This window comes from Escherichia sp. AM3, assembly GCF_032029835.1.
In the GTDB taxonomy this organism is placed as follows: Bacteria; Pseudomonadota; Gammaproteobacteria; order Enterobacterales; family Enterobacteriaceae; genus Escherichia; species Escherichia coli.
In genome coordinates this window covers 210,635-232,472 of record NZ_JAVUPQ010000001.1, presented here as the reverse complement: position 1 = coordinate 232,472, position 21,838 = coordinate 210,635, and the positions used below count along the sequence as shown (strand labels likewise).

Sequence of the window (21,838 nt, the reverse complement as noted above, 5' to 3'; positions counted from 1 at the left end):
TTACTTCGATGCAGTATCTGCGGGGGTATCGGTAGTGGCTTTAACCTGCTCTCCCGGACGCGCTTTTTGCAGGCCGCTGACAATGACTTGATCGCCAGATTTCAGACCTTCGCTAATCAACCATTTATCGCCAATCGCCTGACTGGCAACGACAGGGCGCGCTTCCACCTGACTTTTATCGTTAACAATCAGCACGGTTGCATCACCACGCGGTGTGCGGCTAACGCCTTGTTGCGGGATAAGAATGGCGTCAGGTTGGACGCCTTCATCAATCCGTGCACGCACAAACATACCCGGCAAAAGCGTATGTTGCGGGTTAGGGAAGACAGCACGTAGGGTTATGGAGCCGGTGCTTTCATCAACGGTCACATCAGAGAATTGCAGCGTACCTTTCAGGGGATAGGTTTGACCGTTTTCCATGACCAACTCTACGTTGCTGGTGGCGTTTTCCTTATGCAAATTTCCTTGCTCTACGGATTGCTTCAGCCTCATAAAATCGTTGCTGGATTGGGTCACATCAACGTAGATAGGATCGAGCTGCTGGACAGTCGCCAGTTCAGTCGTTTGCCCATTAGTGACAAGAGCGCCTTCGGTCACGGTCGATTTGCCGATACGTCCGCTAATTGGCGCAGTCACTTTGGTATAAGCGAGATTGATGCGAGCGCTTTCGACTGTGGCTTTTGCGGCAATCACGGCGGCATCGGCCTGGCGAGCATCAGCAATGGCCTGGTCGTACTCCTGCTGGCTGATGTATTTCGTACCCACGAGCGGAACGTAACGTTTTACCGTCAAATGCGCGATGGCGGCGGCGGCTTCACTTTTCGCCAGTTCGCCTTTCGCGCTGTCATAATTTGCCTGATAGGTCGCGGGATCGATCTGGTACAGGGACTGGCCTGCTTGTACATCGCTGCCTTCAGTGAAATTACGATTCAGTACGATCCCGCTAACCTGTGGGCGAACTTCGGCTATACGGTAAGCATTGGTGCGGCCTGGTAATTCAGTCTTAACTTCTAACGGGGCCGTTTTCACAATATGAACGGTAACCTGCGGTTCACCGACGTGAGCTTTCTCTTCTCCCTTATCGTTACAACCGGCGATTAAAGCCGCGGAGATCAGAATAAAGGAGGGCAGGAGGAAAAACCTGGCATGTTTCGTCATTACTATTCCTCAAAAAACCAAAAGCGCGTTATTTACCCAGAAAGGCAACGCGTTAACTCGCAGAAAGAAAAATACAGTTTGCTATCCTACAAATTATCATTCGTCGATGTAAGGAATAGTTATGAATACTGGCGTCTCAAGGCACATAAACACAAAAAAAGATTAATATTCTACTGTTTTATTTTGACGCGGGTTGAAAGAGGTAGAATTAAAACCTCGTAAATTGAAATATATATTCATGTGGCGAATGTATTTTAGGTAAATAATATATATTATTTATTTGACGATTTATAGCAACTCAATGTTACCCTCTCGTATAAATACACATTAGATGATAGATTAACCTTCGCTATTTTCTCACCCTGTGTCGAATATATTTATTTCCTGAATAATTAATCATGGCAAAAAGAACCAAAGCCGAAGCTCTGAAGACCCGGCAAGAACTGATTGAAACTGCCATCGCCCAGTTTGCGCAACATGGCGTAAGCAAGACGACGCTCAACGACATTGCCGATGCCGCTAACGTTACGCGTGGCGCTATCTACTGGCACTTCGAGAACAAGACCCAACTGTTTAATGAGATGTGGTTGCAACAGCCTTCATTGCGGGAGTTAATCCAGGAACACTTGACGGCTGGATTAGAGCATGACCCGTTTCAACAATTGCGTGAAAAATTGATTGTCGGCTTGCAATATATTGCCAAAATTCCCCGCCAGCAGGCGTTGCTGAAAATCTTATATCACAAATGTGAATTTAATGATGAGATGCTGGCCGAGGGAGTGATACGCGAAAAGATGGGCTTTAATCCGCAGACTCTCCGCGAAGTATTGCAGGCGTGTCAGCAACAAGGTTGTGTAGCAAATAACCTCGATTTAGATGTTGTGATGATTATTATTGATGGTGCCTTCAGCGGAATTGTTCAAAACTGGTTAATGAATATGGCGGGTTATGATCTTTATAAACAAGCACCCGCGCTGGTCGATAACGTATTAAGAATGTTCATGCCAGATGAAAACATAACGAAATTAATTCATCAAACGAATGAATTAAGTGTCATGTAAATTCACATTCTGTCCTGAAAATTCAGTTCGTCACAGTTAACCAGTTTTAGTGGATTAACTGAGTTCATATTACGGCATTTGTCTGTTTCTGTTGCCAGCAGTTCAATCCACTGCATCAGTAAAGTATCAAACAGAAAAACGAAGACAGCGAAAACGACGAGCCACCAATACTTGCGAATCATTACCTGAGCCTGTGCATGTTTAACCAAGTCTGGCAGGAAATATACACGAAATGAATAATCTGAAAACCAGGCTTACACTTCCTTTACTTTGCAATGAGATCGGGGTCAACTTCGCTAACCCGGCATCGTTTTGACCTGTTGCCCGTCTTTCTTTTTTTCACTTTCGCCAGTTCTTCCGCGGAGTAATGCGACGCGACATCCAGCCGTCGAAGCCCCATTTTGATGTACTCGCTGTTGATCTCAATACCAATGAATTTTCGTCCGCTGGCGATGGCTACGGCACCGGTAGTAAAGCTACCGGCAAACGGGTCGAGAACGATATCGCCTGGGTTGGAAGAGGCGAGAATAATGCGTTTCAGTAAGGCTTCCGGTTTTTGCGTCGGGTGGTTCTCATATTCATCCATTAAATAACGCACGCGCGGAAAATCCCAGACGTTACCCGGTACTTTTTGATGATTGTATGGCTGTGGAGGATTTTTGCGATAATCGATCAACGCGCGCTGCGATCCGGTTTTGGCTTCTACCAGAATAGCATCACCGTTGAATGTGTAGTTCTTTGCGTCTTTCACCATCATCAGGATGGGTTCGTACATGGAGCCGTAGTGTTTTTTCGCCTGTACTCCAGAACTGTCATATGACCAGACGATGCGACTTTTGATGGTAAAAAGCTTGCGGCACTGGAGATCGATAAAGGGCATGTTTTCCGTACTGTTCATAATGTACATGCTGCCCTGCTTTTTCAGAACGCGGTGGCACTCTGCAATCACTTCAAACAGCCAGTCGATAAACAGATCTTCTTTCCAGGCTTCGATCAGACCATCAAAATTTTTACCGATGTTATACGGTGGGTCGGCAAAGATCAGATCGACGCTTTCAGTAGGTAGCTTTTTAAGTTCGGCAAGGGCATCACCGTGAATAATGGTCTTAGCTTCATTACCAAACCGGGTCGGTTCACATCCTGTTCTCATGGTCACTCCCTTTGTGACACCTATAAAAAAGGCGCTTCCCCATGCCGAGTAGCGCCTTTTTAATCAAGCATTTAGCTAACCTGAATTAGTTCATGCCGTATTGTAAAATACAGAGTCATTATACGTAATTTATTATCACTCTAGATAATTTGTATTCATCATAAATAATTGATTCGGAAAGAGATATTTATCTTTTATTGGCTCGCATTGTATCATCAGTTATCAGTTACTCCCTGCATACAGTTGTCAAAAAGGTTGTCATTAACTCTATGGCCGAAAATAAACTCTCAGATGTTCAATTGCGTGCGTTAACCCGCAAAGTCATCGAAAAACCTTTTGATGTTGCTGACGGTGGCAGCCTTTCTGTTCGCGTTACACCATCAAGGCGCAAAATCCTTGATGGCGAGAAGAGACCGGCCAATAACATCCAATGGTTGTTCCGTTATAAGAATAAGCATAAAAGCGCCAATACTTTGACGCTAGTGCTGGGCAAGTATCCTGCCTTATCTCTTGCTGAGGCGAGGGTGAAACGCGACCAATGCAAACGGTGGCTTGCTCATAATCTAGATCCTAAAGACCAGTTTGACCAAGAGTCAGCAAAAACCATGAAACCTGTCACTATCAGGGAAGCATTGGAACGCTGGATTAATGAGTACGCGGCGGAAAACCGGGTCAACTTTGAAAGGCATAGACGCCAATTCGAAAGACATATTTATCCTTTCATCGGCGAATTGCCACTTGAACAGTGCTCTAAAGCAAGATGGATGGAGACATTTAGCAGAATCAAAAAAGTCGCGCCGGTAGCAAGCGGCTACATATTAGGTAACTGCAAGCAGGCGTTGATTCACAACCGCAGGCTGCACGATGTTTACAGTGATGCGCTGGAGGATATCAAAGTTACTGATGTTGGAAGAAAGCAGTCAAAACGTGATCGTGTTTTAACTTCTGAAGAACTTAGTGGCCTTTGGAATGCGCTAAAAAGCGAATATGCGTTTCTACCTTACTACACCGCGCTTTTAAAATTGCTAATAGTGTTTGGTGCAAGAACACAAGAAATTCGTCTTTCGACATGGTCGGAATGGAACGTGAAAGAATGGATTTGGACAGTTCCGCGAGAACATAGCAAGGGTGGGGAGAAAATCATCAGACCCGTGCCTGAATCTATACAGCCATTTATTTTACAGCTACGCCAAAATCATCTTGATAGCGGAATGCTGCTTGGTGAAATGAAGAAACCCGAAGCTGTCAGCCAGTGGGGGCGTATCTTATACAGACGATTAGAGCATTCAACGCCGTGGACGTTGCATGACCTGCGCCGCACTTTTGCCACCAGTCTAAATAACTTGGGGATAGCCCCGCATGTGGTTGAACAGTTGCTGGGCCACTCAATGCCAGGAGTGATGGCGGTGTACAACCGTAGCCAGTACATCCCGGAAAAACGGTTAGCCTTGGACAAATGGATAAAATATTTAGAAAAAATAAACCTTTTAAAATCAGATAATTAAAAATTGATGATTATATAGAGTTATGTAGCGTTATTTGCAGTTAAGTTTATGAATTTAAAGGGTATTTACTGCTGATACAATTTGAGTATTATTGTCATGTAGTAATAAAAAGCCCCCAGCAGAACTGAGGGCTTGAATAAGGCGGGGATCGGTTCACGTCGCCAAACAGAAAACCGAACCCCTTAATACCAAAAAGCCGGTGAAGGCTGTAATGGTCGCGTTCTTTGTTAACGCAACATAATCATAAATCATTACAGACCACATATCCACCGGCCATGTTTTGAGGGCCGTAAGATGGAATTACTGACTGCTAAGCAAGTCACAACACTAACAACATTATCCCGCATGACTATCTGGCGCTATATCCAGGCTGGCACGTTTCCTAATTGCATAAAATTAGGGCCAAAACGCGTGGCCTGGCGGCGCAAAGATGTTATGGCGTGGCTTGAAAGCCGCCAGCCAGTACAGCGCTGAGGTGGCTTATGAAGAAAACAACCGTAAATCAGGCTATCAGTCGCTATAACAGCCTGTTGCGTAACCCACAGCGCCAGTTAACCGTTGGCGAACTTACCGCCCAGCGTATGGCGGCAGCACAATTATTGTTGCAAGCATGCATTCGCGAAGGTGTAAACCGCCCGTGGACTATTGTTTCACGTCACGCCGCTATGGCTGATAGCCTGGTGCCGTTTCGAATCAGCGATTCTGAATCATGGGCGATGTATCTGGAGTTAAAACGCGGGGTGCGATATGAGAAACGCGCCTAACGTTAAGCTATTACCTAAAGACCCTTTTACGGAAGCAATTATTTTTGCCGGTTCTGACGCTTGGAGCCATGCCAAGGGCTGGGAAGAAGGAATGGGTAAACAAGTTGCCGGTGACACTACTCCTCCTGTCTATCTTGGGCCAAGACAACTGGATGATTTAGATAATCTACGAATTATCGACGATGGTCGCCGGTCTGCGCGGGTATATCTGGCTGGTGATATTAAGCAACTTCAAATCAGCACTATTGCTGACAAGCTGGCAGTGGCTGGAGTTAAGGAAGCCCGTTTATTTAAAGGCATTACTGACCGTGAACCGGAAAAATGGAACATGGACAGGCTTAGAGACGCCGCCCTACGCGGTGAAAGCCTGGTGGGCATGCTGCGCAAAGAAGAACGAGCAACCGCCGCAGCAACTGTAAAAGACATTCACGATATGGCTCCTGTATTAATGACAACCTGGCCAAATATTGGAAGCAATGGCCAGCCTTTAAACACACGCCCTAATGTTGAACGTCTATTAGATAACTACAGCATTTCTGCAAAATATAATGAGATTAGCAAGGACGTTGAGGTTTTAGTACCTGGCGTTAGTGGCGGTTCAGATGCTCGCGATAACTGCGCTGTGAGTGAAATTTTAAGCCTCGCCGCACTGAACCGGTTACCAATGAGTAATATTGAAGGTCATATCAAAACTATCGCTGTGCGCAATACTTATAATCCTGTCAGGGATTTCATCAATCAACGTGAATGGGATGGACGAAGCCGATTTGCAGACCTGCTGAATACTATCAGCACGCCAGATGACTACAGTCGCGATCTGCTGGCCATGCTGGTGCGTCGTTGGTTGCTGTCTGCCGTGGCGGCTGCTTACTTAGAAGCGGGTTTCTGGTCCAAAGGCGTGCTGGTTTTCCAGGGCGAGCAGTCACTGGGTAAAACAGCATGGTTTAAAGCGCTTCTGCCCCCTGACAATCGCAACCTGGTTAAGGTGGGAGCAACTATTGACCCCGGCAATAAAGACAGCGTGGCCAGCGCAATTAGTCACTGGCTTGTTGAGCTAGGCGAATTGGATGCGACGTTTCGCAAGGCGGATATTGCCAAGCTCAAAGCATTTATCAGCCAGGACCGTGATGACCTGCGCCGCCCTTATGACCGGCTTGAATCGAAGTACCAGCGCCGCACCGTGTTTTTTGCGTCAGTGAACCCGAAACACTTCCTGGCCGATGACACCGGGAACGTTCGCTGGTGGACCATTCCTGTAACTGCCGTTAACTACGAGCATGGCATAGACACACAACAATTATGGGCCGAAGTTCTTTCCTGGTTTGAAGCAGGTGAACGCTGGTGGCTGGACCGTGATGAAGAAGCCATGCTGGAAGTCGTGAACGAACAGCACGGGCAAACTGACCCGATTGAAGAAATGATATTGGCGCGTTTTGATTGGAACAGTGATCGCCTGGCTGCATATATAGAAATGACTGCAACGGATGTTCTGTTGTCTATTGGGCAGGATCGGCCAACAAAATCCCAGGCAACGCAGTGCGGTAACATTCTGCGAAAACTGACAGGAAGGGATGCACGTAGAACAAGTAAAGGGCGTTTTTACCTAATGCCACCGAAAGTTTTTGGACAGCAAGACCATCGCTATTTTGATGGGCCTAACCACCAGTTTTGAGGTAATACTATGAGTTATCGCGCATATATCATTGCTTTTGACCCGGAACACGGCACCTACACCGAAACCGAAATTATGGAGGGTTTCGCCACTGAACAGGAAGCGGTAGACCATGCTCGCAATAGGCTGCCAGAGGTGCAGCAGGAACTGGCCAAGTTGGGTGAAAACCTGCTATGCAGCTACCGCATAAGGGTAGTGGATTCCGCTGAAATCTTGCCGTTCATCCGATCATAACATCACAACAGTTGTTGCCCATTACCCTGGCGAATGCCGGGGCTTTTTTTATTTTCAAAGTGACGCCTAGGTGTCATTAATTTATAAGGTGTCATGGTAGGTGTCATTGTTCTCAAGCCATAACCCGCAAGGGTTGCGACATTACTAATGACACCTATGACACCTATGACAGCATTTTTAAAGAAAATAACGACCACTGTAATAATGTAACAGTGGTCGTTATACTTTATAGAAATGGGTGTCATGGTGTCACAGGTGTCATTCATTACAGTATCTTGTTTGTATTTTTCTTTAATAATCAGCGTGTTTCCCGCTATGACACCTAATGACACCTTTCCAACATAACGCCGTCATGGTGACATTAGGTGTCATCGCCATCTGCTGCCAAAAAAGTCAAGGTACTTCCGAGGGGGGTACAGCCTGCGGGGGCATTGGTCCCGCGTAATTCGCGTTGTGCGTGCCCCTACAAAACTCACTTTATGATTACGTCAAGTAAATCAATCATTTATGTGAATCCTATCAAAGCACTGGCACCATACGTGCGCGATTGCAAAATAAAGCGAACACGTTTTACACACGCTGAATTGTAAAGATGTGTAAATATCGATTACGCCGGATTATGCCAGGTTATTTGCAAGTATTCAGGGTTATAACTTACTGATTTTACATTAAAAATCTCACATTGTGGCTATTGTGTTCGGTCTGGTTACTGTATATCTTTAAGTCATTCCAGGCGATTTATCGCACAACAACCGGAGCATTTTTAATGAACGTTTTATCTCAACTTATCAACGACGCGTTGAACCACCAGGGCGGCCACATTCGCACTGACGCCAACGGTGAAATTACTCAATTCATCCCTGTGGAACCTGCAGCAGTTCGCTACCTGTCCATGAATGACGTTTTATCCCCGAAAGGCGGCAAACAGACAACCATCAACGCTGTGCTGGCTGAACATTCACTGGTGGCACAGGCAGGCGCTGAAATCATCCGCATTCCTGGCCCGATGACCACGCAACCGACCGGCAAAACCGGCGCAACGACTGGCCGCGAAGTGGCTGACCGCTTCGTTGTCATCCGCCCTGGCAAGTTCGCCAAAGTGGCTGACGGCGAAGAAATCACCATGAGCGGCCTGCCTTACCTGGTATCAGCGTTCAATCACAACAACGCACCAGCTTACGGCGTTGGCTACACCCTTAGCCGCAAGCAGATGAAACACGACTTCGCAGACGATACCACGCTGGAAGTGGTCAACACCGCCATTGAGCGCGGCATAGCTGATCTTTCTGACTTCGTACTGCTGAACCACCTGGAAAGCGTAGCGGAAAACCTTACCAGCCCGTCATTCACAGCAGTGGCACAGAAGATTGCAGCCAAAAACCTGCGCTTTGATGAAGTTAAAGCCATTGTTGGCGGTGATTGCACCGGCCTGGAACTGCAAGACGGCGTTCTGCGTGCCTACGGTGTACGCGCTGAAATCAGCGGCCAGACTTCCAGCACAATCATTGGCGCTTTCGGCAATGCAGCCGTTGCCCTGGATGATGAAATTCGCGTCACCGCCAGACGCGTGCTGAATGGTGCGGTTGAAGTGGTGGTTTGGGTGAACGCATCCGCACTTGTGCCTGACTCAACTATGTTCTGGAAGGCTTGATCATGTGGTGGGGCAGCAAAAAAGCGGCAGCGGAGCGCGCTGCCCTGCCGGGTGAAATCCTGGCAGCTATCGAAGGTGTGGCCATGTATGTGCGCCACGGTGATGAAAACACACCGCGCATCGTAGTGCAGCCGGTTGGCTGGTCAGGATTCATCTACAGCGATGACGCTGCTGAAAAATGGATTCGCAAGGCTTACCCGGAGCTTAAGCAGTACCAGATTGAACGCGCCGTGAATTACCTCGCTTCCCTGGTGCGCAGTCACTACCGCGAGCAGCGCCCGAAACAGAAGCGCGAAAGCTGGATGAACAGGTACTAAGCCATGAAACGACAAGAAACACGCCAGCACGTAACGGTACGCCTCGCCCCTGACCTGGTGCGCCAGGTCGAAAGAGAGCAAGCCAAACTGGAACGCAGAACAGGTATCCGCCCTTCACGCAGCCAGGTGATTGAAAAGTTTCTGAGTAGCGGGCTGAACGGCAAATAATGGCCAAGAATACAGGTTTCACCGGTTCCCTGTGCCCCAAATAACCGGCCAAATTTAACCTTCATCGTTCCTCAGACGATGGATGCTGGAACCAGGTTGGTGGTCATCCTGGAGGTGAAAAACCACAATAACCCTCACATCATTCTTAGCGGGCAAGACTATGAAAAATCACGACCTGTACGAATCAATGAAAGAAGAAGCGCGTTTGATCCTTAGCGAAACAAAGCGTTTCCAAACCATTTCAGAGAAAAACCCTATCAGCTACGAAGCAGCCGACCTGCTGGCAAATCTTCGTAACCGTTTAAACGCATTCGAACACATGACCGATGAAGCGGGCCGCATCATGCGTGACGAAGCGGAAAGCCACGCATCCACCCTGGAACGCAAGAAGTGGCAACCATCCAGCCGCATCAGTTCCGGTGAACGGGCCAAGCGCCAGGCAGTGAAGCGCGGCGCTATCCTGGTGCGGAGCGCATAAGAATGGCAACCAACAACAACATTTATGAAGCCGTTCTGAACGTCATCGGCGTAGCCGACAAGATGACGAAGAACAACGCAAGCCAACTGACCGACGCACAAAAGTTGGCGCTCAAGAACCTTAGCGGCGCGATGAAGTCCTGGAAAGGTATCACGTTTGGGATGCGCGACATCACCGCCAACGACAAACCAACAGAAAGCAAAACCGCATAAGGGGGCACCATGCTGGACCGTATTCACACAAAACCGGAAGGAACAAACCCCTGGCCTGAACTGGTGGATATGGTCCTGCCCAAAGTTATGGTTTGCGAAACAGCGGAGGGAATGCAGGCACAGCGTAAACATCGCACCGAATGCGCCCTGCAACTGGCTGCTGCCGCCCTGCGGGCTGCTGGTGAACACACCCTGGCAGAAAATCTACTTAATTAATTCTTTCAGAGACAAATTATTATGGCCAATAAGAAGTTGAACGCCACAATCACCATCGGGGGTGCCGTTTCCGGCAGCCTCCGTGGTGCGTTTGGTACGGTGGAGAAATCCACCATAAAGATTGGCGCAGCGATTAAGCACATGTCGCGCGAACAGCGCCAGCTTAACGACGCTATGAAGCGTTATGCGCAGGATGGTGCAATGGTCGGGCGCATGAAAGAGCGTTACCAGGCTGTTGTCGGCCAGGTGGAACGCCTTCGCGCTGCGCAAGAGCGTTTAAACAGAGTGCAACGCGCCAGTGCGGAAAACCTGGCGAAGCAGGCACAGCTACGCGGGCAGATTATCGATACCGTTATGGCTGGCGCTGCCGTTGCCGCACCCATCAAGATTGCTGCCGATCGTGAACAGCACGCCATTGGCATTGCCAAACAACTGGACGGCGCACGCGATGCAGCGGGCAACCTGACGGCGAAGTTTTGGGAAATGCGCAAGGCCGTTGCTGACCTTGGGCACGAAATTCCACTGGCCACAAACGACCTGTTTGACATGGCCACAGCAGGGCTGCGCATGGGCGTAGCTGGCGACCAAATCCTGGGGTTCACCCGGAACGTGGCCAAACTGGCCAGCGCCTTGGAACTGAACCCGGAAGAAGTCGCAGACAATATGGGCAAAATCCAGAATGTTTATCGACTTACTCAAGCTGAGCTTGTGCGCCTTGGTGATGCTATTAATTACCTGGACGACCAAAACACCGTTAAAGGCGGTGAGCTTATCGACTTCCTACAGCGTGTTGGTGGTTCCGCCTCCCTCGCCAAACTCACTGCCAACGATATGGCAGCAATCGGCACCACGCTGATTTCTATGGGTGAAAGCGCAGACACTGCTGCAACGTCAGTGAAGGCGCTTGTTTCCAAGATGACGCTGGGCAGCAAATCCACGAAATCTGCGCGCGAAGCGTTCAAGGAATTGGGTTATTCCGCGCAGGAAGTGGCGAAATCCATGCAACTGGATAGCGTCAAGACCATCGAAAACTTCATGAAGACGGTGAACAAGCTGCCAGATTACAAGAAATCCGGCATCCTAGTGTCCATCTTCGGGCAGGAACACGTTGGTTCTATCTCCAAACTGGCAGCCAACATGGACAAGTTTGGCGAGGCGTTGCACCAGGCTAATGGCGAAATGTCCAAAGGCAGTGTGCAGAAGGAATTCCAGAACACCGTCAACACCACCAACGCGCAGATGGTTATCCTTCGTAACCGCACAGCTGACGTGGCTGACAATATCGGCACCGTCCTGCTACCGACCGTCAATGACGCAGCCAAAGGCATTGGCCGCATCACAACTGTTGTGGCGAACTTCGCGGCGGAACACCCTGGCCTGACCAAAGCCGTGGTGGGCACAGCGATGGCGCTCACGTCCCTGCGTGTGGCCACCCTGGCGGCGCAGTTCGGCTTCACTTTCCTGAAAGGTGGAGTGTTGCAGATGTCCAGCCTGTTTGCCCGCATGAACGCATCTGCCGTTCTGGCCAGCACTCGTGGCCTGCCTGCGGTGGCTACCGGCATTCGTGCCGTTGGTGCGGCGTTCATATCCACTGGCGTGGGTGCTGCCGTAGCTGGCCTGGCGCTGGCAGGTTATCAGATTTACCGCCATTGGGCTGGTGTGAAGGCTTTCTTTGGCGGAGTGGGTGAAGGCATCAAATCCGGGCTGGAACCGCTTAGCGACGCTCTGAGCCGCCTTTATGAACGCATGGGGCCGCTGAAACCTGTCATTGATGGTGTGGGTGCTGCGGTTAAGACGGTTTTCAACTGGTTCACGTCATTGACCGAGCCGGTCAAGTACAGTGGCGAGGAACTGGATAAGGCCGGTAAAATGGGGATGACGTTCGGTAAGACTCTGGCGGCTGGCATCGAGCTTGTGACCGCACCGATCACGTTCCTGATTGATAAGATTCTGTGGGTGTCTGACAACATCGGCAACCTGACCAACAAGGCACTGGAGTTTAAAAACGCCGTGTCTGATGTTGCTGGTGGTGCGTGGCAGAAAACCAAAGATTTCTTTACCGCACCATTCCGCGACGATGTACAGCAGCCAGCAGCAACCACTGCCTCTGGTGCTGCCCTGCCGTCACCTGCACTGGCCAACCGCTCTGGTGGCACTACGGTGCATAGCAACGACCAGTACCACATCAGCGTGAAGGCAGAACCTGGTATGAATGAAGATGCATTAGCCCGGAAGGTGATACAGCAACTACGACAGCAACAAGCAGTAAGGCAGCGAAGCATGATGATAGATGGCGCGCAAACACCATAAGGGTTGTCAGTACGGTTGCAACAAAAAGTAAAGGGACTGAAATAGCCCCTTTAATTTCATGCCGTTACAGCTTGACTTTAGTTCATGCCGTATTTTTTCAATTTTTTACGCAGCGTACCACGGTTGATGCCCATCATCAGCGCAGCACGGGTCTGGTTACCACGGGTGTATTGCATCACCATGTCCAACAGGGGCTGTTCTACTTCAGCCAGTACCAGCTCATAGAGGTCATTCACATCCTGACCATTCAGTTGAGCAAAATAGTTCTTCAGTGCCTGTTTAACCGAGTCACGCAGGGGTTTTTGGGTTACCTGATCCTGAGAGTTAACGGTAGAAACGGTCAGTACGTCAGAATTTACGCGTTGTTCGAACATAGTTCTGTCAGCTCTTTATTTCTGTTTACGCAAAATTTTCGAAGTATGCCTCCAACGCCTCCAGCTGTTCGCTGGCATCCTCAATGGCGTTGAATGTGCGCCGAAACTGGTCATTTGGAGCGTGTTCCTGGAGATACCAGGAAACGTGTTTACGTGCAATTCGGTACCCTTTTGCCGGACCATAAAAGTCATGCAGTTCCCGAACGTGCGCGCAAAGCAAGCGCTTAACCTCTGCCAAAGGCAGCGGGGGCAGCAACTCCCCAGTGTCCAGATAATGCTGGATTTCCCGAAAGATCCAGGGTCTTCCCTGAGCTGCGCGGCCTATCATCAGGGCATCCGCCCCTGTATAGTCGAGCACAGCTCTGGCTTTAAGCGGGTCAGTAATGTCGCCATTCGCGATAACCGGAATGGAAACTTTCTGCTTAACTGCCCGAATACTGTCGTACTCAGCTTCTCCATTGAACAAACAGGCGCGTGTACGGCCATGAATGGTCAGAGCCTGAATGCCACAGTCTTCAGCCAGTTGGGCAATCTCTTCGCAGTTACGGTGTTCCGGTGCCCAGCCGGTGCGAATCTTCAGGGTAACAGGAACGTCCACTGCATTGACGACCTCGGTAAGGATCGATTTAACGACATCCGGGTACTGCAAGAGGGCTGAACCTGCGAGCTTGCGATTCACTTTTTTAGCCGGGCAACCCATATTGATATCAATAATCTGGGCACCGCTTTCCACGTTAATACGTGCTGCATCTGCCATTTCTTTCGGATCGCTACCAGCAATTTGCACGGTGCGAATACCGGGTTCATCAATGTGCACCATCCGTAAACGAGATTTGTCGCTTTCCCAAACCTGTGGGTTAGAAGACATCATCTCGGATACTGTCAATCCGGCTCCCATCTCGTAGCACAACGTCCGAAAAGGTCTGTCTGTAATGCCAGCCATGGGCGCTGCGATCAGGCGATTTCTGAGCTGATATTGTCCGATGCGCATGAGTTAAGAAATGACCATACTGTGACTGCAAGGCGGCGTATATTACGCATTTTTTGCACGAGATGAAAGGCCAAACTTTGACCAATCCTCTGAGATGGATCAAAGAATTGCATTTAAAATGAGCGTGGTGCGATAATTACTCATAAAAATCATCATATTAGAAAATAGTGACTAAAATTTACACTCAAAGAAATTTGAGTAAGTTCTCAATTTTTCTTTATGAATGAAAATTTTGGCACGCAAATTTGCGTAAATAATCGGCAAATTTACGTGCCTTTTGTGAGCTTGCTCGCACTTCGCCCCGCGTCACCCTACGGCGATGCGAAGGTTAATTCTTACGACCGGTAATACGGCACCACTCTTCTTTTTCCACGACCGGGTCCAGTGCGAAGCTATCGGCATAAGCTTCACAAACGCTCTCTGCCTGGCTTGCCAGAATACCGGAAAGGCCCAGCAAACCGCCTGAAACCGGCAGGACGCTGATTAACGGTGCCAGTTCACGTAATGGGCCTGCAAGGATGTTAGCGACCACCACGTCGGCTTTCATTTCTTCTGGCTGATCTTTCGGTAAGTAGAGTTCCAGACGGTCAGAAACGCCATTACGTTCGGCGTTATCGCGGCTGGCCTGAATCGCCTGCGGATCGATATCAATACCAATGGCTTTTGCTGCACCCAGTTTCAGCGCCGCGATCGCCAGAATGCCGGAACCACAGCCAAAGTCGATGACTGTTTTACCGGTTAAATCGAGGCTGTCGAGCCATTGCAGGCACAGAGAGGTGGTTGGATGGGTACCCGTACCAAACGCCAGCCCTGGATCTAACATCACGTTGACGGCGTTTTCGTCCGGCACATCACGCCAGCTAGGGCAGATCCACAGTCGTTCACCAAAGCGCATCGGGTGGAAATTATCCATCCATTCGCGCTCCCAGTCTTTATCTTCTAGTTGTTCGATTTTATGCGCGAAGCCTGCGCCGAGCAGCGGATGGTTTTCCAGAATCGCCACCACGTCGTTCATATCGGTTTCAGCGTCGAACAGACCAATCACATCGGTGTCGCCCCACAGGCGCGTTTCGCCCGGCAGCGGTTCAAATACTGGCGTATCGTGGGTATCCTGAAAAGTGATAGAAACGGCACCCGCTTCCATCAGCGCATCGCTAAGATCTTCCGCGTTCGCGCCGGTGGTGTTCAGTTTCAGTTGGATCCAAGGCATGGCAAAACTCTTTATTTATCAGTAGTCAAAACGGTAGCTTGCGGGACGGATGTACCGAAACGGTTTCCGACCAGGAAAGCCAGCAAACTTAGTAGTAACGAGGGCACGATAGGGTGGAAGCCCAGGTACTGAATATTCAGCGTCGCGAGTACGGCATACAGCACGCCGCCAACGATCATCGCACTTAGCGCGCCTTTGGCGTTGGCGCGTTCCCAGTAAAGACCCAGCACCAGCGGCCACAGGAAAACGGCTTCCAGCCCACCGAAGGCCAACAAATTCAGCCAGATGATCATTTCTGGCGGCTTCCAGGCGGCAAGCAGCAGCAACGCGCCGAGAACTAACGTAATTACCGCCGACATCCGCTTCAGACGCGTCTCGTTTTGCATTTGATCCGGACGGATATTCAGATAGAGATCTTTAATGATCGTAGCGGAACTTTGCAGCAGTTGGGCGTTAATTGTCGACATGATCGCAGCCATCGGTGCAGCCAGGAAGATCCCGGCAGCAAACGGTGGCAGCACTTTTACCATTAACGTTGGGATCACCAGATCCGGTACGGTGAGATCGGGGATCACCGCCCGACCTAACGCTCCGGCCAGGTGCATACCGAACATCAGAATTGCGACCACAATCGTACCGATGATGATCCCCCGATGTACGGCTTTGCTGTCTTTATAAGAGATACAGCGCACCGCAGTATGCGGCAGGCCAATCACGCCAAAACACACCAGTACCCAGAACGACGTCATAAAGGCAGGCGACAGAATATCGTCAGCGCCTTGTGGCGTAACCAGTTGCGGATCGATGGTTTGCAAGGTCTGTACTGCGTTACTTAAGCCGCCAGCGGCATGTACTACGCCAATAAGCAGCACAACGGTGCCAATCAGCATCACAAGCCCTTGCATGGTGTCGTTCAGCACGCTGGCGCGAAAGCCACCAAAGGCGGTATATAACGCAATGCTGATACCAAAAATCAGCAGCCCGGTTTCATAAGGAATACCCGCCGCGGTTTCCAGCAGGCGCGCACCGCCGATAAACTGCACGGTCATCGCACCAACGAACGCAACCAGCAAACTCAAACTCGCCAGCCACACCAGAAGACGACTCTGGTAGCGGGCAAACAGCATATCGTTCAGCGTCACTGCATTGTAGCGGCGCGCAAGAATCGCAAACTTCTTGCCGAGAATACCGAGTGAAAGCCAGACTGCAGGAAGCTGAATCATCGCCAGCAATACCCAGCCCAGCCCGTATTTATAAGCAGCTCCTGGCCCGCCGATAAACGAACTGGCACTGATATAGGTCGCGGTGAGCGTCATCGCCAGCACAATACCGCCCATAGAGCGGCTGCCGAGGAAATACTCATTAAGGAAGGTGCCGGTGCTCCGTTTACGCATCGCATAAACCGAGATACCGAACACCACCACCAGATAGGCGACCAGCGGTAGAATTACTTCAAGCTGCATCGTCATCCTCCAGTGGGATATCGCGATAGATAAATTTCACCATCGCCCAGCACAGTCCAATAAACAGCAGCGGCGTCAGGATGCAGGCCATCTCAAACCAGCGCGGAAAGCCGGTAAAACCGGGGGCAACGCCAGATAAGTAAGCGGCTACTAACCAAACTGCCAGATACAAAAGGGTCAGCCCCAGCGCCCAGCGCGCCTCTTTATGGGCCTGAACAAAACGAGTGTCCATTTTTTGTCCCTGATGGGTGAAGAAAGCGGGGATTGTACCTTATGGGGGTTGTCGATCCCCAGTAATAAAAAAGGCCGGAAAATCCGGCCTTTTGACGCTTTAGCAGTCTTATTTTTCCTGAAGACCGAGTTTTTTCTCCAGATAGTGGATGTTAGTGCCACCATGCTGGAAGTTCTCGTCATTCATGATGCGGATCTGCAGATCAACGTTGGTTTTGATACCGTCGATGATCAGCTCCTGCAGCGCATTCTTCATGCGGGCAATCGCCACGTCACGGTTTTCACCGTAGCAAATCAGCTTACCGATCATTGAGTCATAGTACGGCGGTACGGTGTAGCCCGCGTAGATATGAGACTCCCAACGTACGCCAAAACCGCCAGGTGCGTGGAAACGGGTGATTTTGCCCGGACTTGGCAGGAAGGTGTTCGGATCTTCGGCGTTGATACGACATTCCACCGCATGGCCGCGAACGTGAACTTCTTCTTGCTTGATCGACAGCGGTTGACCGGCAGCGATACGCAGCTGTTCTTTGATCAGGTCAACGCCGGTGATCATTTCTGTAACCGGGTGTTCTACCTGAATACGGGTGTTCATTTCGATGAAATAGAACTCGCCGTTTTCGAACAGGAACTCGAAAGTACCTGCACCGCGATAGCCGATATCAACACACGCTTTAGCGCAACGTTCGCCGATGTAGCGACGCAGTTCCGGGGTAATGCCCGGTGCTGGCGCTTCTTCGACCACTTTCTGGTGGCGGCGTTGCATGGAGCAGTCACGTTCCGCCAGATAGATAGCGTTGCCCTGACCGTCAGCCAGTACCTGAATCTCGACGTGGCGAGGATTTTCCAGGTATTTCTCCATGTAAACCATATCGTTGCTGAAAGCAGCTTTCGCTTCCGCACGGGTCATGGAGATGGATTGTGCCAGTTCAGCGTCGCCGCGCACTACGCGCATACCGCGACCGCCGCCGCCGCCGGAGGCTTTGATAATCACCGGATAACCAATGCGTTTAGCAATGGCACGGTTTTTATCCATATCGTCGCCCAGCGGGCCGTCAGAACCCGGTACGCAAGGGACGCCCGCTTTTTTCATCGCCGCGATTGCGGATACTTTGTCGCCCATCAGGCGAATGGTTTCTGCTTTCGGGCCAATGAAGATAAAGCCGGAGCGTTCAACCTGCTCGGCAAAGTTGGCGTTCTCGGAGAGGAAGCCGTAACCCGGATGGATTGCTACTGCGCCGGTGATTTCAGCGGCGCTGATGATTGCCGGGATGTTCAGATAACTTTTTACTGACGGAGCAGGGCCAATACAGACCGTTTCATCTGCCAGTAATACGTGTTTTAGATCGCGATCCGCGCTGGAGTGCACAGCGACAGTCTTGATGCCCAGTTCTTTACAGGCACGAAGAATACGCAATGCAATCTCGCCGCGGTTGGCAATAACAATTTTATCCAGCATGTTCGCCTCGTTACTCGATGACGACCAGCGGCTCGTCAAATTCTACCGGTTGTCCACTTTCGACCAGAATTGCTTTCACGGTACCGGATTTGTCCGCTTCGATCTGGTTCATCATTTTCATGGCTTCAACGATGCACAGGGTATCGCCCACGTTGACTTTCTGACCCACTTCGATGAACGCTTTTGCGTCCGGGCTTGGGGTGCGGTAGAAAGTACCAACCATCGGGGAACGTACGATGTGACCACTGATTTCCGCTGCTGCTGGCGCTTCCATGGAAGGAACGGTCGCCGGAGCGGCTGCGTTAGATTGAGCTGGCTGCTGCATCATTGGTGCAGCGTAAGCTTGTTGCATCACAGGGAAACTTGCGGCAGGAGCTGCACGGCTAATGCGTACTGACTCTTCGCCTTCAGAAATTTCCAGTTCGGAGATGCCTGATTCTTCAACCAGCTCGATCAGTTTTTTAATCTTACGAATATCCATGAGTGGGTTCCGTACTCTTTGTTTAGTGTGATTGTGACAGGCGTTTCACCGCCGTCTGTAAAGCGTATGCCCCGACAGCTGTATGCATAGCGATAAATTCCAGCAGGCCGGGACGCCGGTCTATTTTGCCCCAGAGTGTCAATGTTAGACTTGACGGACATTGTGCAGCGATCTGCTGCTATCCTCCGGCAAAAAACAAAATATACCTTCGTTGCGCCAATGTCACCTTTTCCGCAGCGCAAAAACTGCGTCAGGGAGGACGAGGTCGCACATTATAACGATTTCGTAGCAATTGGCAGCTAAATACTGGTCTTATCAGGGAAGATAATCAACAGCTAACATGTAAATAACCTTCAACACCGTGTAATTTGCAACAAGCCGCACAATTCACGAAATTAGCGCCATCATCGACGGAACTTCTTATAACGTAAGGTGAAAAGCTGTAAAGCCAGCCCTGCGAAGATGAGGGGCTGCAATGAGATAATCTTCACAGACCACAAATAATGTAGGGATGCCAGGATCGCGACAAGATAGACGACATTACGCAGCGGTTGCTGGGGATTACCCAATTTTCACTGCATCGTCTGGATAGATGTGAATGCTAAAGCACGCAAAATTAACCGATTGACAATGCTCAGCATTAAATAGGTTCGAGTGATTAATTTTTAGTCAAACAAAATCAGATTATTCCCCCCATTTTGCAGAAGGTAAACTGTTTTGTCAGGCGGCAGTGCGGCTATCTGATGCTTTCAGAATTTGCCACCTGACAATAAAAAAGCCGATTTGGTAGCAAAATCGGCTTCGGTGAGTTTGCAGTTTTCATCACATACTCCGACAAGCTTTTTCAAGCATGACGGAGGTTGCGTTAATGCAAGGTTTCTACCCAGGGATAAAAGTGACCGTTACGGCGGATGAATATCTGTGTTGTCAGAGGATGGTCATCCTCACGGAAGCATTGTTCTGTTAACTGTCGTAATGCACTGAGATTTGCTGGCTGATCATTGTGGGTGAAAAACAGTTTTCCTCTGGAGGGAACGGTCACTAACAGGTCGCCGCATTCAGGATCGGGTGATTGCACCCAAAGATCGTCAATGAGCATCAGACTGGGCTCATAAGTACCCCCTGCGGAGATAACGGCAACTTTTCCATCGTTTGCGCCTGTATCAACGATTTCAGCCGTAACTTCCGGCAATATTTGCTTCAAATTACTGATGGCTTTTTCGCGGTCAATGGTCACTTCGTAGCGCATCAGATAGCGCATGGTTTCGCTACCATCTTCAGCAAACAAGATAATTAACTCATCGTTAAAGTCTTCCCAGGCAAAATCCAGCGAGGCGTTGAGGACCTCTGGATCAGACTCATACTGGCTAAGCTGTTGGCGAACGGTATCCAGCCAGGCTTTTTCTTTAATCACCGGAACAATACAGCGCCCGGTCGGCAGCATTTCTGCAAGCTGTTTCAGCATATCTGCAGCCACTTCTTGCAGCGGGTCTGGTGCGGCTTGATAACGTTTGTAGGCATCATCAAGGGTGATTTCCACCGTTTGGTGACCCGTATCAATGCGCATCAATTTATGGTCAGTCGAAATCATGACTTTCCAGTTTGGATGATGTTGTACAACTTCCTGACCAAGATGTTCGACGAAAGCTGTCCGGCTAACCGCTTTTCCCGTTAACCGATTGAATAATGATTTCAAAATGAGTTCCCTCTCTTATTATTCCTTGCTAAATGGTTAGTTAACCTTCACCAGCGTGCGACCCTGGATCTGGTTATTAATGATGGCCTCGGCAAACTTCGGTGCCTCTGCCAGAGATATCTCTTTTGCCGCCTGGGTATAGAATGATTCCGGTAAATCGGCGACCAGTCGCTGCCAGGCTTGTGCGCGGCGTTCTGGTGGCGTCATTACTGAATCCACCCCTTGCAAACGGACATTACGCAGAATAAATGGCATGACCGTGGTTGGCAGAGTAAAACCACCCGCCAGACCACAGGCCGCCACGCAGCCGCCGTAATTCATTTGCGCCAGCACTTTTGCCAGCACTTTGTCGCCAACGGTGTCAATTGCCCCAGCCCAGACTTGTTTTTCCAGAGGACGGGATTCGGCAAACTCATCACGAGGGAGAACACGGCTAGCACCTAAACTTTTCAGATATTCATGGGTACTTTCGCGACCGGAAACGGCAACGACCTGATAACCCAACTTATGCAGCAGCGCCACGGCGGTACTGCCGACGCCACCACTGGCACCCGTCACGACAATCTCCCCGTCCTGCGGGCGAACACCGGCATCTTCCAGCGCCATCACACACAGCATGGCGGTAAAACCGGCAGTACCGATAATCATTGCTTTACGCGCGTCCAGCCCTTGCGGCATGGCAACCAGCCAGTCACCTTTCACTCGCGCCTGCTCCGCCAGCCCACCCCAGTGGTTTTCACCAACGCCCCAGCCAGTGAGTAACACCTCCTGACCGGCATGAAAACGCGGATCTTCGCTGGTGCGTACAGTTCCGGCAAAATCGATCCCAGGAATCATCGGAAAATTACGGATGATTTTTCCCTTACCGGTAATCGCCAGCGCATCTTTATAGTTCAGGCTCGACCAGTGAACATCGACCGTGACATCGCCCTCCGGCAGGCGACTTTCGTCCAGAGTCTGTACTGATGCGAGAGTTTTGCCGTCCTGCTGTTCTAAAAGTAACGCCTGCATAAGTGGTCCTCATGTGCATGATGGAT

At 50.0% G+C, this 21,838-nt stretch carries 26 protein-coding genes and 1 pseudogene; 13 read left to right on the top strand and 14 right to left on the bottom strand.

Annotated features, from left to right (window positions below):
• Positions 1-1,158, bottom strand: a complete 1,158-nt coding sequence (gene acrE, locus RTW80_RS01150; protein WP_000160334.1) for a multidrug efflux RND transporter periplasmic adaptor subunit AcrE — start codon at positions 1,156-1,158, stop codon at positions 1-3.
• A 398-nt stretch (positions 1,159-1,556) separates the two neighbouring features.
• Here acrE and acrS point away from each other — a divergent pair, with 398 nt between their 5' ends.
• A complete protein-coding gene (acrS, locus tag RTW80_RS01145) occupies positions 1,557-2,219 on the top strand; it encodes a multidrug efflux transporter transcriptional repressor AcrS (RefSeq protein WP_001129518.1) in 663 nt (220 codons plus the stop codon).
• A gap of 2 nt (positions 2,220-2,221) precedes the next feature.
• On the opposite strand, the gene RTW80_RS01140 is transcribed toward acrS, so the two are convergent.
• Both RTW80_RS01140 and yhdJ read right to left on the bottom strand, forming a co-directional pair.
• The gene (locus RTW80_RS01140) at positions 2,222-2,401 is read right to left on the bottom strand and encodes a DUF2556 family protein (protein WP_001295275.1); all 180 of its coding nucleotides are present in this window, start codon (positions 2,399-2,401) and stop codon (positions 2,222-2,224) included.
• Between the two features lie 83 nt (positions 2,402-2,484).
• A complete protein-coding gene (gene yhdJ / locus RTW80_RS01135) occupies positions 2,485-3,369 on the bottom strand; it encodes an adenine-specific DNA-methyltransferase (RefSeq protein WP_001258917.1) in 885 nt (294 codons plus the stop codon).
• Positions 3,370-3,638: 269 nt separating this feature from the next.
• On the opposite strand from yhdJ, the gene RTW80_RS01130 reads away from it, so the two are divergent.
• The 5 genes from RTW80_RS01130 to RTW80_RS01110 all read left to right on the top strand — a co-directional run bounded on the left by RTW80_RS01130 (position 3,639) and on the right by RTW80_RS01110 (position 7,544).
• Positions 3,639-4,874 (top strand): tyrosine-type recombinase/integrase, encoded by a 1,236-nt coding sequence (locus RTW80_RS01130; protein WP_001460096.1) that lies wholly within the window; start codon positions 3,639-3,641, stop codon positions 4,872-4,874.
• Positions 4,875-5,168: 294 nt separating this feature from the next.
• Positions 5,169-5,348 carry a helix-turn-helix transcriptional regulator gene (locus RTW80_RS01125; RefSeq protein WP_001439227.1) on the top strand — a complete coding sequence of 60 codons (180 nt, stop codon included), beginning with the start codon at positions 5,169-5,171 and terminating at the stop codon, positions 5,346-5,348.
• Positions 5,349-5,356: 8 nt separating this feature from the next.
• Complete coding sequence (locus RTW80_RS01120; RefSeq protein ID WP_000754198.1) at positions 5,357-5,638, top strand: hypothetical protein; 282 nt, start codon at positions 5,357-5,359, stop codon at positions 5,636-5,638.
• Positions 5,622-7,310, top strand: coding sequence for a VapE domain-containing protein (locus tag RTW80_RS01115; RefSeq protein WP_021530714.1), 1,689 nt, complete (start codon positions 5,622-5,624; stop codon positions 7,308-7,310). Before RTW80_RS01120 ends, RTW80_RS01115 begins: the two co-directional genes overlap by 17 nt.
• A gap of 9 nt (positions 7,311-7,319) precedes the next feature.
• The gene (locus RTW80_RS01110; protein WP_000122089.1) at positions 7,320-7,544 is read left to right on the top strand and encodes a hypothetical protein; all 225 of its coding nucleotides are present in this window, start codon (positions 7,320-7,322) and stop codon (positions 7,542-7,544) included.
• Between the two features lie 2 nt (positions 7,545-7,546).
• Here RTW80_RS01110 and RTW80_RS01105 read toward each other — a convergent pair whose 3' ends face one another.
• Positions 7,547-7,876, bottom strand: a complete 330-nt coding sequence (locus tag RTW80_RS01105) for a hypothetical protein (protein ID WP_000052065.1) — start codon at positions 7,874-7,876, stop codon at positions 7,547-7,549.
• 434 nt (positions 7,877-8,310) lie between these two features.
• Between RTW80_RS01105 and RTW80_RS01100 the strand changes: the two genes are divergently transcribed.
• From RTW80_RS01100 to RTW80_RS01070, 7 genes are all read left to right on the top strand, one after another.
• The gene (locus RTW80_RS01100; RefSeq protein ID WP_085693450.1) at positions 8,311-9,195 is read left to right on the top strand and encodes a hypothetical protein; all 885 of its coding nucleotides are present in this window, start codon (positions 8,311-8,313) and stop codon (positions 9,193-9,195) included.
• A 2-nt stretch (positions 9,196-9,197) separates the two neighbouring features.
• On the top strand, positions 9,198-9,512 hold the full coding sequence (locus tag RTW80_RS01095; RefSeq protein ID WP_000270230.1) for a hypothetical protein: 315 nt from the start codon (positions 9,198-9,200) through the stop codon (positions 9,510-9,512).
• A gap of 3 nt (positions 9,513-9,515) precedes the next feature.
• Positions 9,516-9,680 carry a hypothetical protein gene (locus RTW80_RS01090; protein WP_000828579.1) on the top strand — a complete coding sequence of 55 codons (165 nt, stop codon included), beginning with the start codon at positions 9,516-9,518 and terminating at the stop codon, positions 9,678-9,680.
• 160 nt (positions 9,681-9,840) lie between these two features.
• Entirely contained in the window at positions 9,841-10,158 is a 318-nt protein-coding gene (locus RTW80_RS01085; protein ID WP_000788502.1) for a hypothetical protein, read from the top strand.
• A 2-nt stretch (positions 10,159-10,160) separates the two neighbouring features.
• Positions 10,161-10,370: a hypothetical protein gene (locus RTW80_RS01080; RefSeq protein WP_000224730.1), complete on the top strand. Its 210-nt coding sequence runs from the start codon at positions 10,161-10,163 to the stop codon at positions 10,368-10,370.
• 9 nt (positions 10,371-10,379) lie between these two features.
• Positions 10,380-10,586, top strand: coding sequence for a hypothetical protein (locus RTW80_RS01075; RefSeq protein WP_000887033.1), 207 nt, complete (start codon positions 10,380-10,382; stop codon positions 10,584-10,586).
• A gap of 21 nt (positions 10,587-10,607) precedes the next feature.
• Positions 10,608-12,896 (top strand): phage tail tape measure protein, encoded by a 2,289-nt coding sequence (locus RTW80_RS01070; RefSeq protein WP_001284540.1) that lies wholly within the window; start codon positions 10,608-10,610, stop codon positions 12,894-12,896.
• A gap of 77 nt (positions 12,897-12,973) precedes the next feature.
• On the opposite strand, the gene fis is transcribed toward RTW80_RS01070, so the two are convergent.
• From fis to RTW80_RS01020, 10 genes and pseudogenes are all read right to left on the bottom strand, one after another.
• Complete coding sequence (fis, locus tag RTW80_RS01065) at positions 12,974-13,270, bottom strand: DNA-binding transcriptional regulator Fis (RefSeq protein WP_000462905.1); 297 nt, start codon at positions 13,268-13,270, stop codon at positions 12,974-12,976.
• Positions 13,271-13,295: 25 nt separating this feature from the next.
• On the bottom strand, positions 13,296-14,261 hold the full coding sequence (gene dusB, locus RTW80_RS01060; protein WP_001219652.1) for a tRNA dihydrouridine synthase DusB: 966 nt from the start codon (positions 14,259-14,261) through the stop codon (positions 13,296-13,298).
• Positions 14,262-14,589: 328 nt separating this feature from the next.
• Positions 14,590-15,471, bottom strand: a complete 882-nt coding sequence (gene prmA / locus RTW80_RS01055) for a 50S ribosomal protein L11 methyltransferase (RefSeq protein ID WP_001145827.1) — start codon at positions 15,469-15,471, stop codon at positions 14,590-14,592.
• An 11-nt stretch (positions 15,472-15,482) separates the two neighbouring features.
• Entirely contained in the window at positions 15,483-16,934 is a 1,452-nt protein-coding gene (panF, locus tag RTW80_RS01050; protein WP_001175728.1) for a sodium/pantothenate symporter, read from the bottom strand.
• A complete protein-coding gene (locus tag RTW80_RS01045) occupies positions 16,924-17,166 on the bottom strand; it encodes a YhdT family protein (protein ID WP_000381173.1) in 243 nt (80 codons plus the stop codon). The genes panF and RTW80_RS01045 overlap by 11 nt, the downstream gene beginning before the upstream one ends.
• Before the next feature lie 108 nt (positions 17,167-17,274).
• Positions 17,275-18,624, bottom strand: coding sequence for an acetyl-CoA carboxylase biotin carboxylase subunit (gene accC / locus RTW80_RS01040; protein ID WP_000884639.1), 1,350 nt, complete (start codon positions 18,622-18,624; stop codon positions 17,275-17,277).
• A 10-nt stretch (positions 18,625-18,634) separates the two neighbouring features.
• Positions 18,635-19,105, bottom strand: a complete 471-nt coding sequence (gene accB, locus RTW80_RS01035; protein ID WP_000354622.1) for an acetyl-CoA carboxylase biotin carboxyl carrier protein — start codon at positions 19,103-19,105, stop codon at positions 18,635-18,637.
• A 404-nt stretch (positions 19,106-19,509) separates the two neighbouring features.
• Positions 19,510-19,812 (bottom strand): annotated as a pseudogene (locus RTW80_RS01030) (sulfoxide reductase heme-binding subunit YedZ); the annotation flags it as partial.
• A 158-nt stretch (positions 19,813-19,970) separates the two neighbouring features.
• Positions 19,971-20,801, bottom strand: a complete 831-nt coding sequence (locus RTW80_RS01025) for a hypothetical protein (RefSeq protein WP_000838307.1) — start codon at positions 20,799-20,801, stop codon at positions 19,971-19,973.
• 36 nt (positions 20,802-20,837) lie between these two features.
• On the bottom strand, positions 20,838-21,812 hold the full coding sequence (locus RTW80_RS01020; RefSeq protein WP_001148480.1) for an MDR family oxidoreductase: 975 nt from the start codon (positions 21,810-21,812) through the stop codon (positions 20,838-20,840).
• Positions 21,813-21,838: the final 26 nt, after the last annotated feature.

Excerpts from the sequence above, each read along its gene's own strand:
- acrE (WP_000160334.1), bottom strand. The coding sequence starts at position 1,158 with ATGACGAAACATGCCAGGTTTTTCCTCCTGCCCTCCTTTATTCTGATC.
- acrS (WP_001129518.1), top strand. The coding sequence starts at position 1,557 with ATGGCAAAAAGAACCAAAGCCGAAGCTCTGAAGACCCGGCAAGAACTG.
- RTW80_RS01140 (WP_001295275.1), bottom strand. The coding sequence starts at position 2,401 with ATGATTCGCAAGTATTGGTGGCTCGTCGTTTTCGCTGTCTTCGTTTTT.
- yhdJ (WP_001258917.1), bottom strand. The coding sequence starts at position 3,369 with ATGAGAACAGGATGTGAACCGACCCGGTTTGGTAATGAAGCTAAGACC.
- RTW80_RS01130 (WP_001460096.1), top strand. The coding sequence starts at position 3,639 with ATGGCCGAAAATAAACTCTCAGATGTTCAATTGCGTGCGTTAACCCGC.
- RTW80_RS01125 (WP_001439227.1), top strand. The coding sequence starts at position 5,169 with ATGGAATTACTGACTGCTAAGCAAGTCACAACACTAACAACATTATCC.
- RTW80_RS01120 (WP_000754198.1), top strand. The coding sequence starts at position 5,357 with ATGAAGAAAACAACCGTAAATCAGGCTATCAGTCGCTATAACAGCCTG.
- RTW80_RS01115 (WP_021530714.1), top strand. The coding sequence starts at position 5,622 with ATGAGAAACGCGCCTAACGTTAAGCTATTACCTAAAGACCCTTTTACG.
- RTW80_RS01110 (WP_000122089.1), top strand. The coding sequence starts at position 7,320 with ATGAGTTATCGCGCATATATCATTGCTTTTGACCCGGAACACGGCACC.
- RTW80_RS01100 (WP_085693450.1), top strand. The coding sequence starts at position 8,311 with ATGAACGTTTTATCTCAACTTATCAACGACGCGTTGAACCACCAGGGC.
- RTW80_RS01095 (WP_000270230.1), top strand. The coding sequence starts at position 9,198 with ATGTGGTGGGGCAGCAAAAAAGCGGCAGCGGAGCGCGCTGCCCTGCCG.
- RTW80_RS01090 (WP_000828579.1), top strand. The coding sequence starts at position 9,516 with ATGAAACGACAAGAAACACGCCAGCACGTAACGGTACGCCTCGCCCCT.
- RTW80_RS01085 (WP_000788502.1), top strand. The coding sequence starts at position 9,841 with ATGAAAAATCACGACCTGTACGAATCAATGAAAGAAGAAGCGCGTTTG.
- RTW80_RS01080 (WP_000224730.1), top strand. The coding sequence starts at position 10,161 with ATGGCAACCAACAACAACATTTATGAAGCCGTTCTGAACGTCATCGGC.
- RTW80_RS01075 (WP_000887033.1), top strand. The coding sequence starts at position 10,380 with ATGCTGGACCGTATTCACACAAAACCGGAAGGAACAAACCCCTGGCCT.
- RTW80_RS01070 (WP_001284540.1), top strand. The coding sequence starts at position 10,608 with ATGGCCAATAAGAAGTTGAACGCCACAATCACCATCGGGGGTGCCGTT.
- fis (WP_000462905.1), bottom strand. The coding sequence starts at position 13,270 with ATGTTCGAACAACGCGTAAATTCTGACGTACTGACCGTTTCTACCGTT.
- dusB (WP_001219652.1), bottom strand. The coding sequence starts at position 14,261 with ATGCGCATCGGACAATATCAGCTCAGAAATCGCCTGATCGCAGCGCCC.
- prmA (WP_001145827.1), bottom strand. The coding sequence starts at position 15,471 with ATGCCTTGGATCCAACTGAAACTGAACACCACCGGCGCGAACGCGGAA.
- panF (WP_001175728.1), bottom strand. The coding sequence starts at position 16,934 with ATGCAGCTTGAAGTAATTCTACCGCTGGTCGCCTATCTGGTGGTGGTG.
- RTW80_RS01045 (WP_000381173.1), bottom strand. The coding sequence starts at position 17,166 with ATGGACACTCGTTTTGTTCAGGCCCATAAAGAGGCGCGCTGGGCGCTG.
- accC (WP_000884639.1), bottom strand. The coding sequence starts at position 18,624 with ATGCTGGATAAAATTGTTATTGCCAACCGCGGCGAGATTGCATTGCGT.
- accB (WP_000354622.1), bottom strand. The coding sequence starts at position 19,105 with ATGGATATTCGTAAGATTAAAAAACTGATCGAGCTGGTTGAAGAATCA.
- RTW80_RS01020 (WP_001148480.1), bottom strand. The coding sequence starts at position 21,812 with ATGCAGGCGTTACTTTTAGAACAGCAGGACGGCAAAACTCTCGCATCA.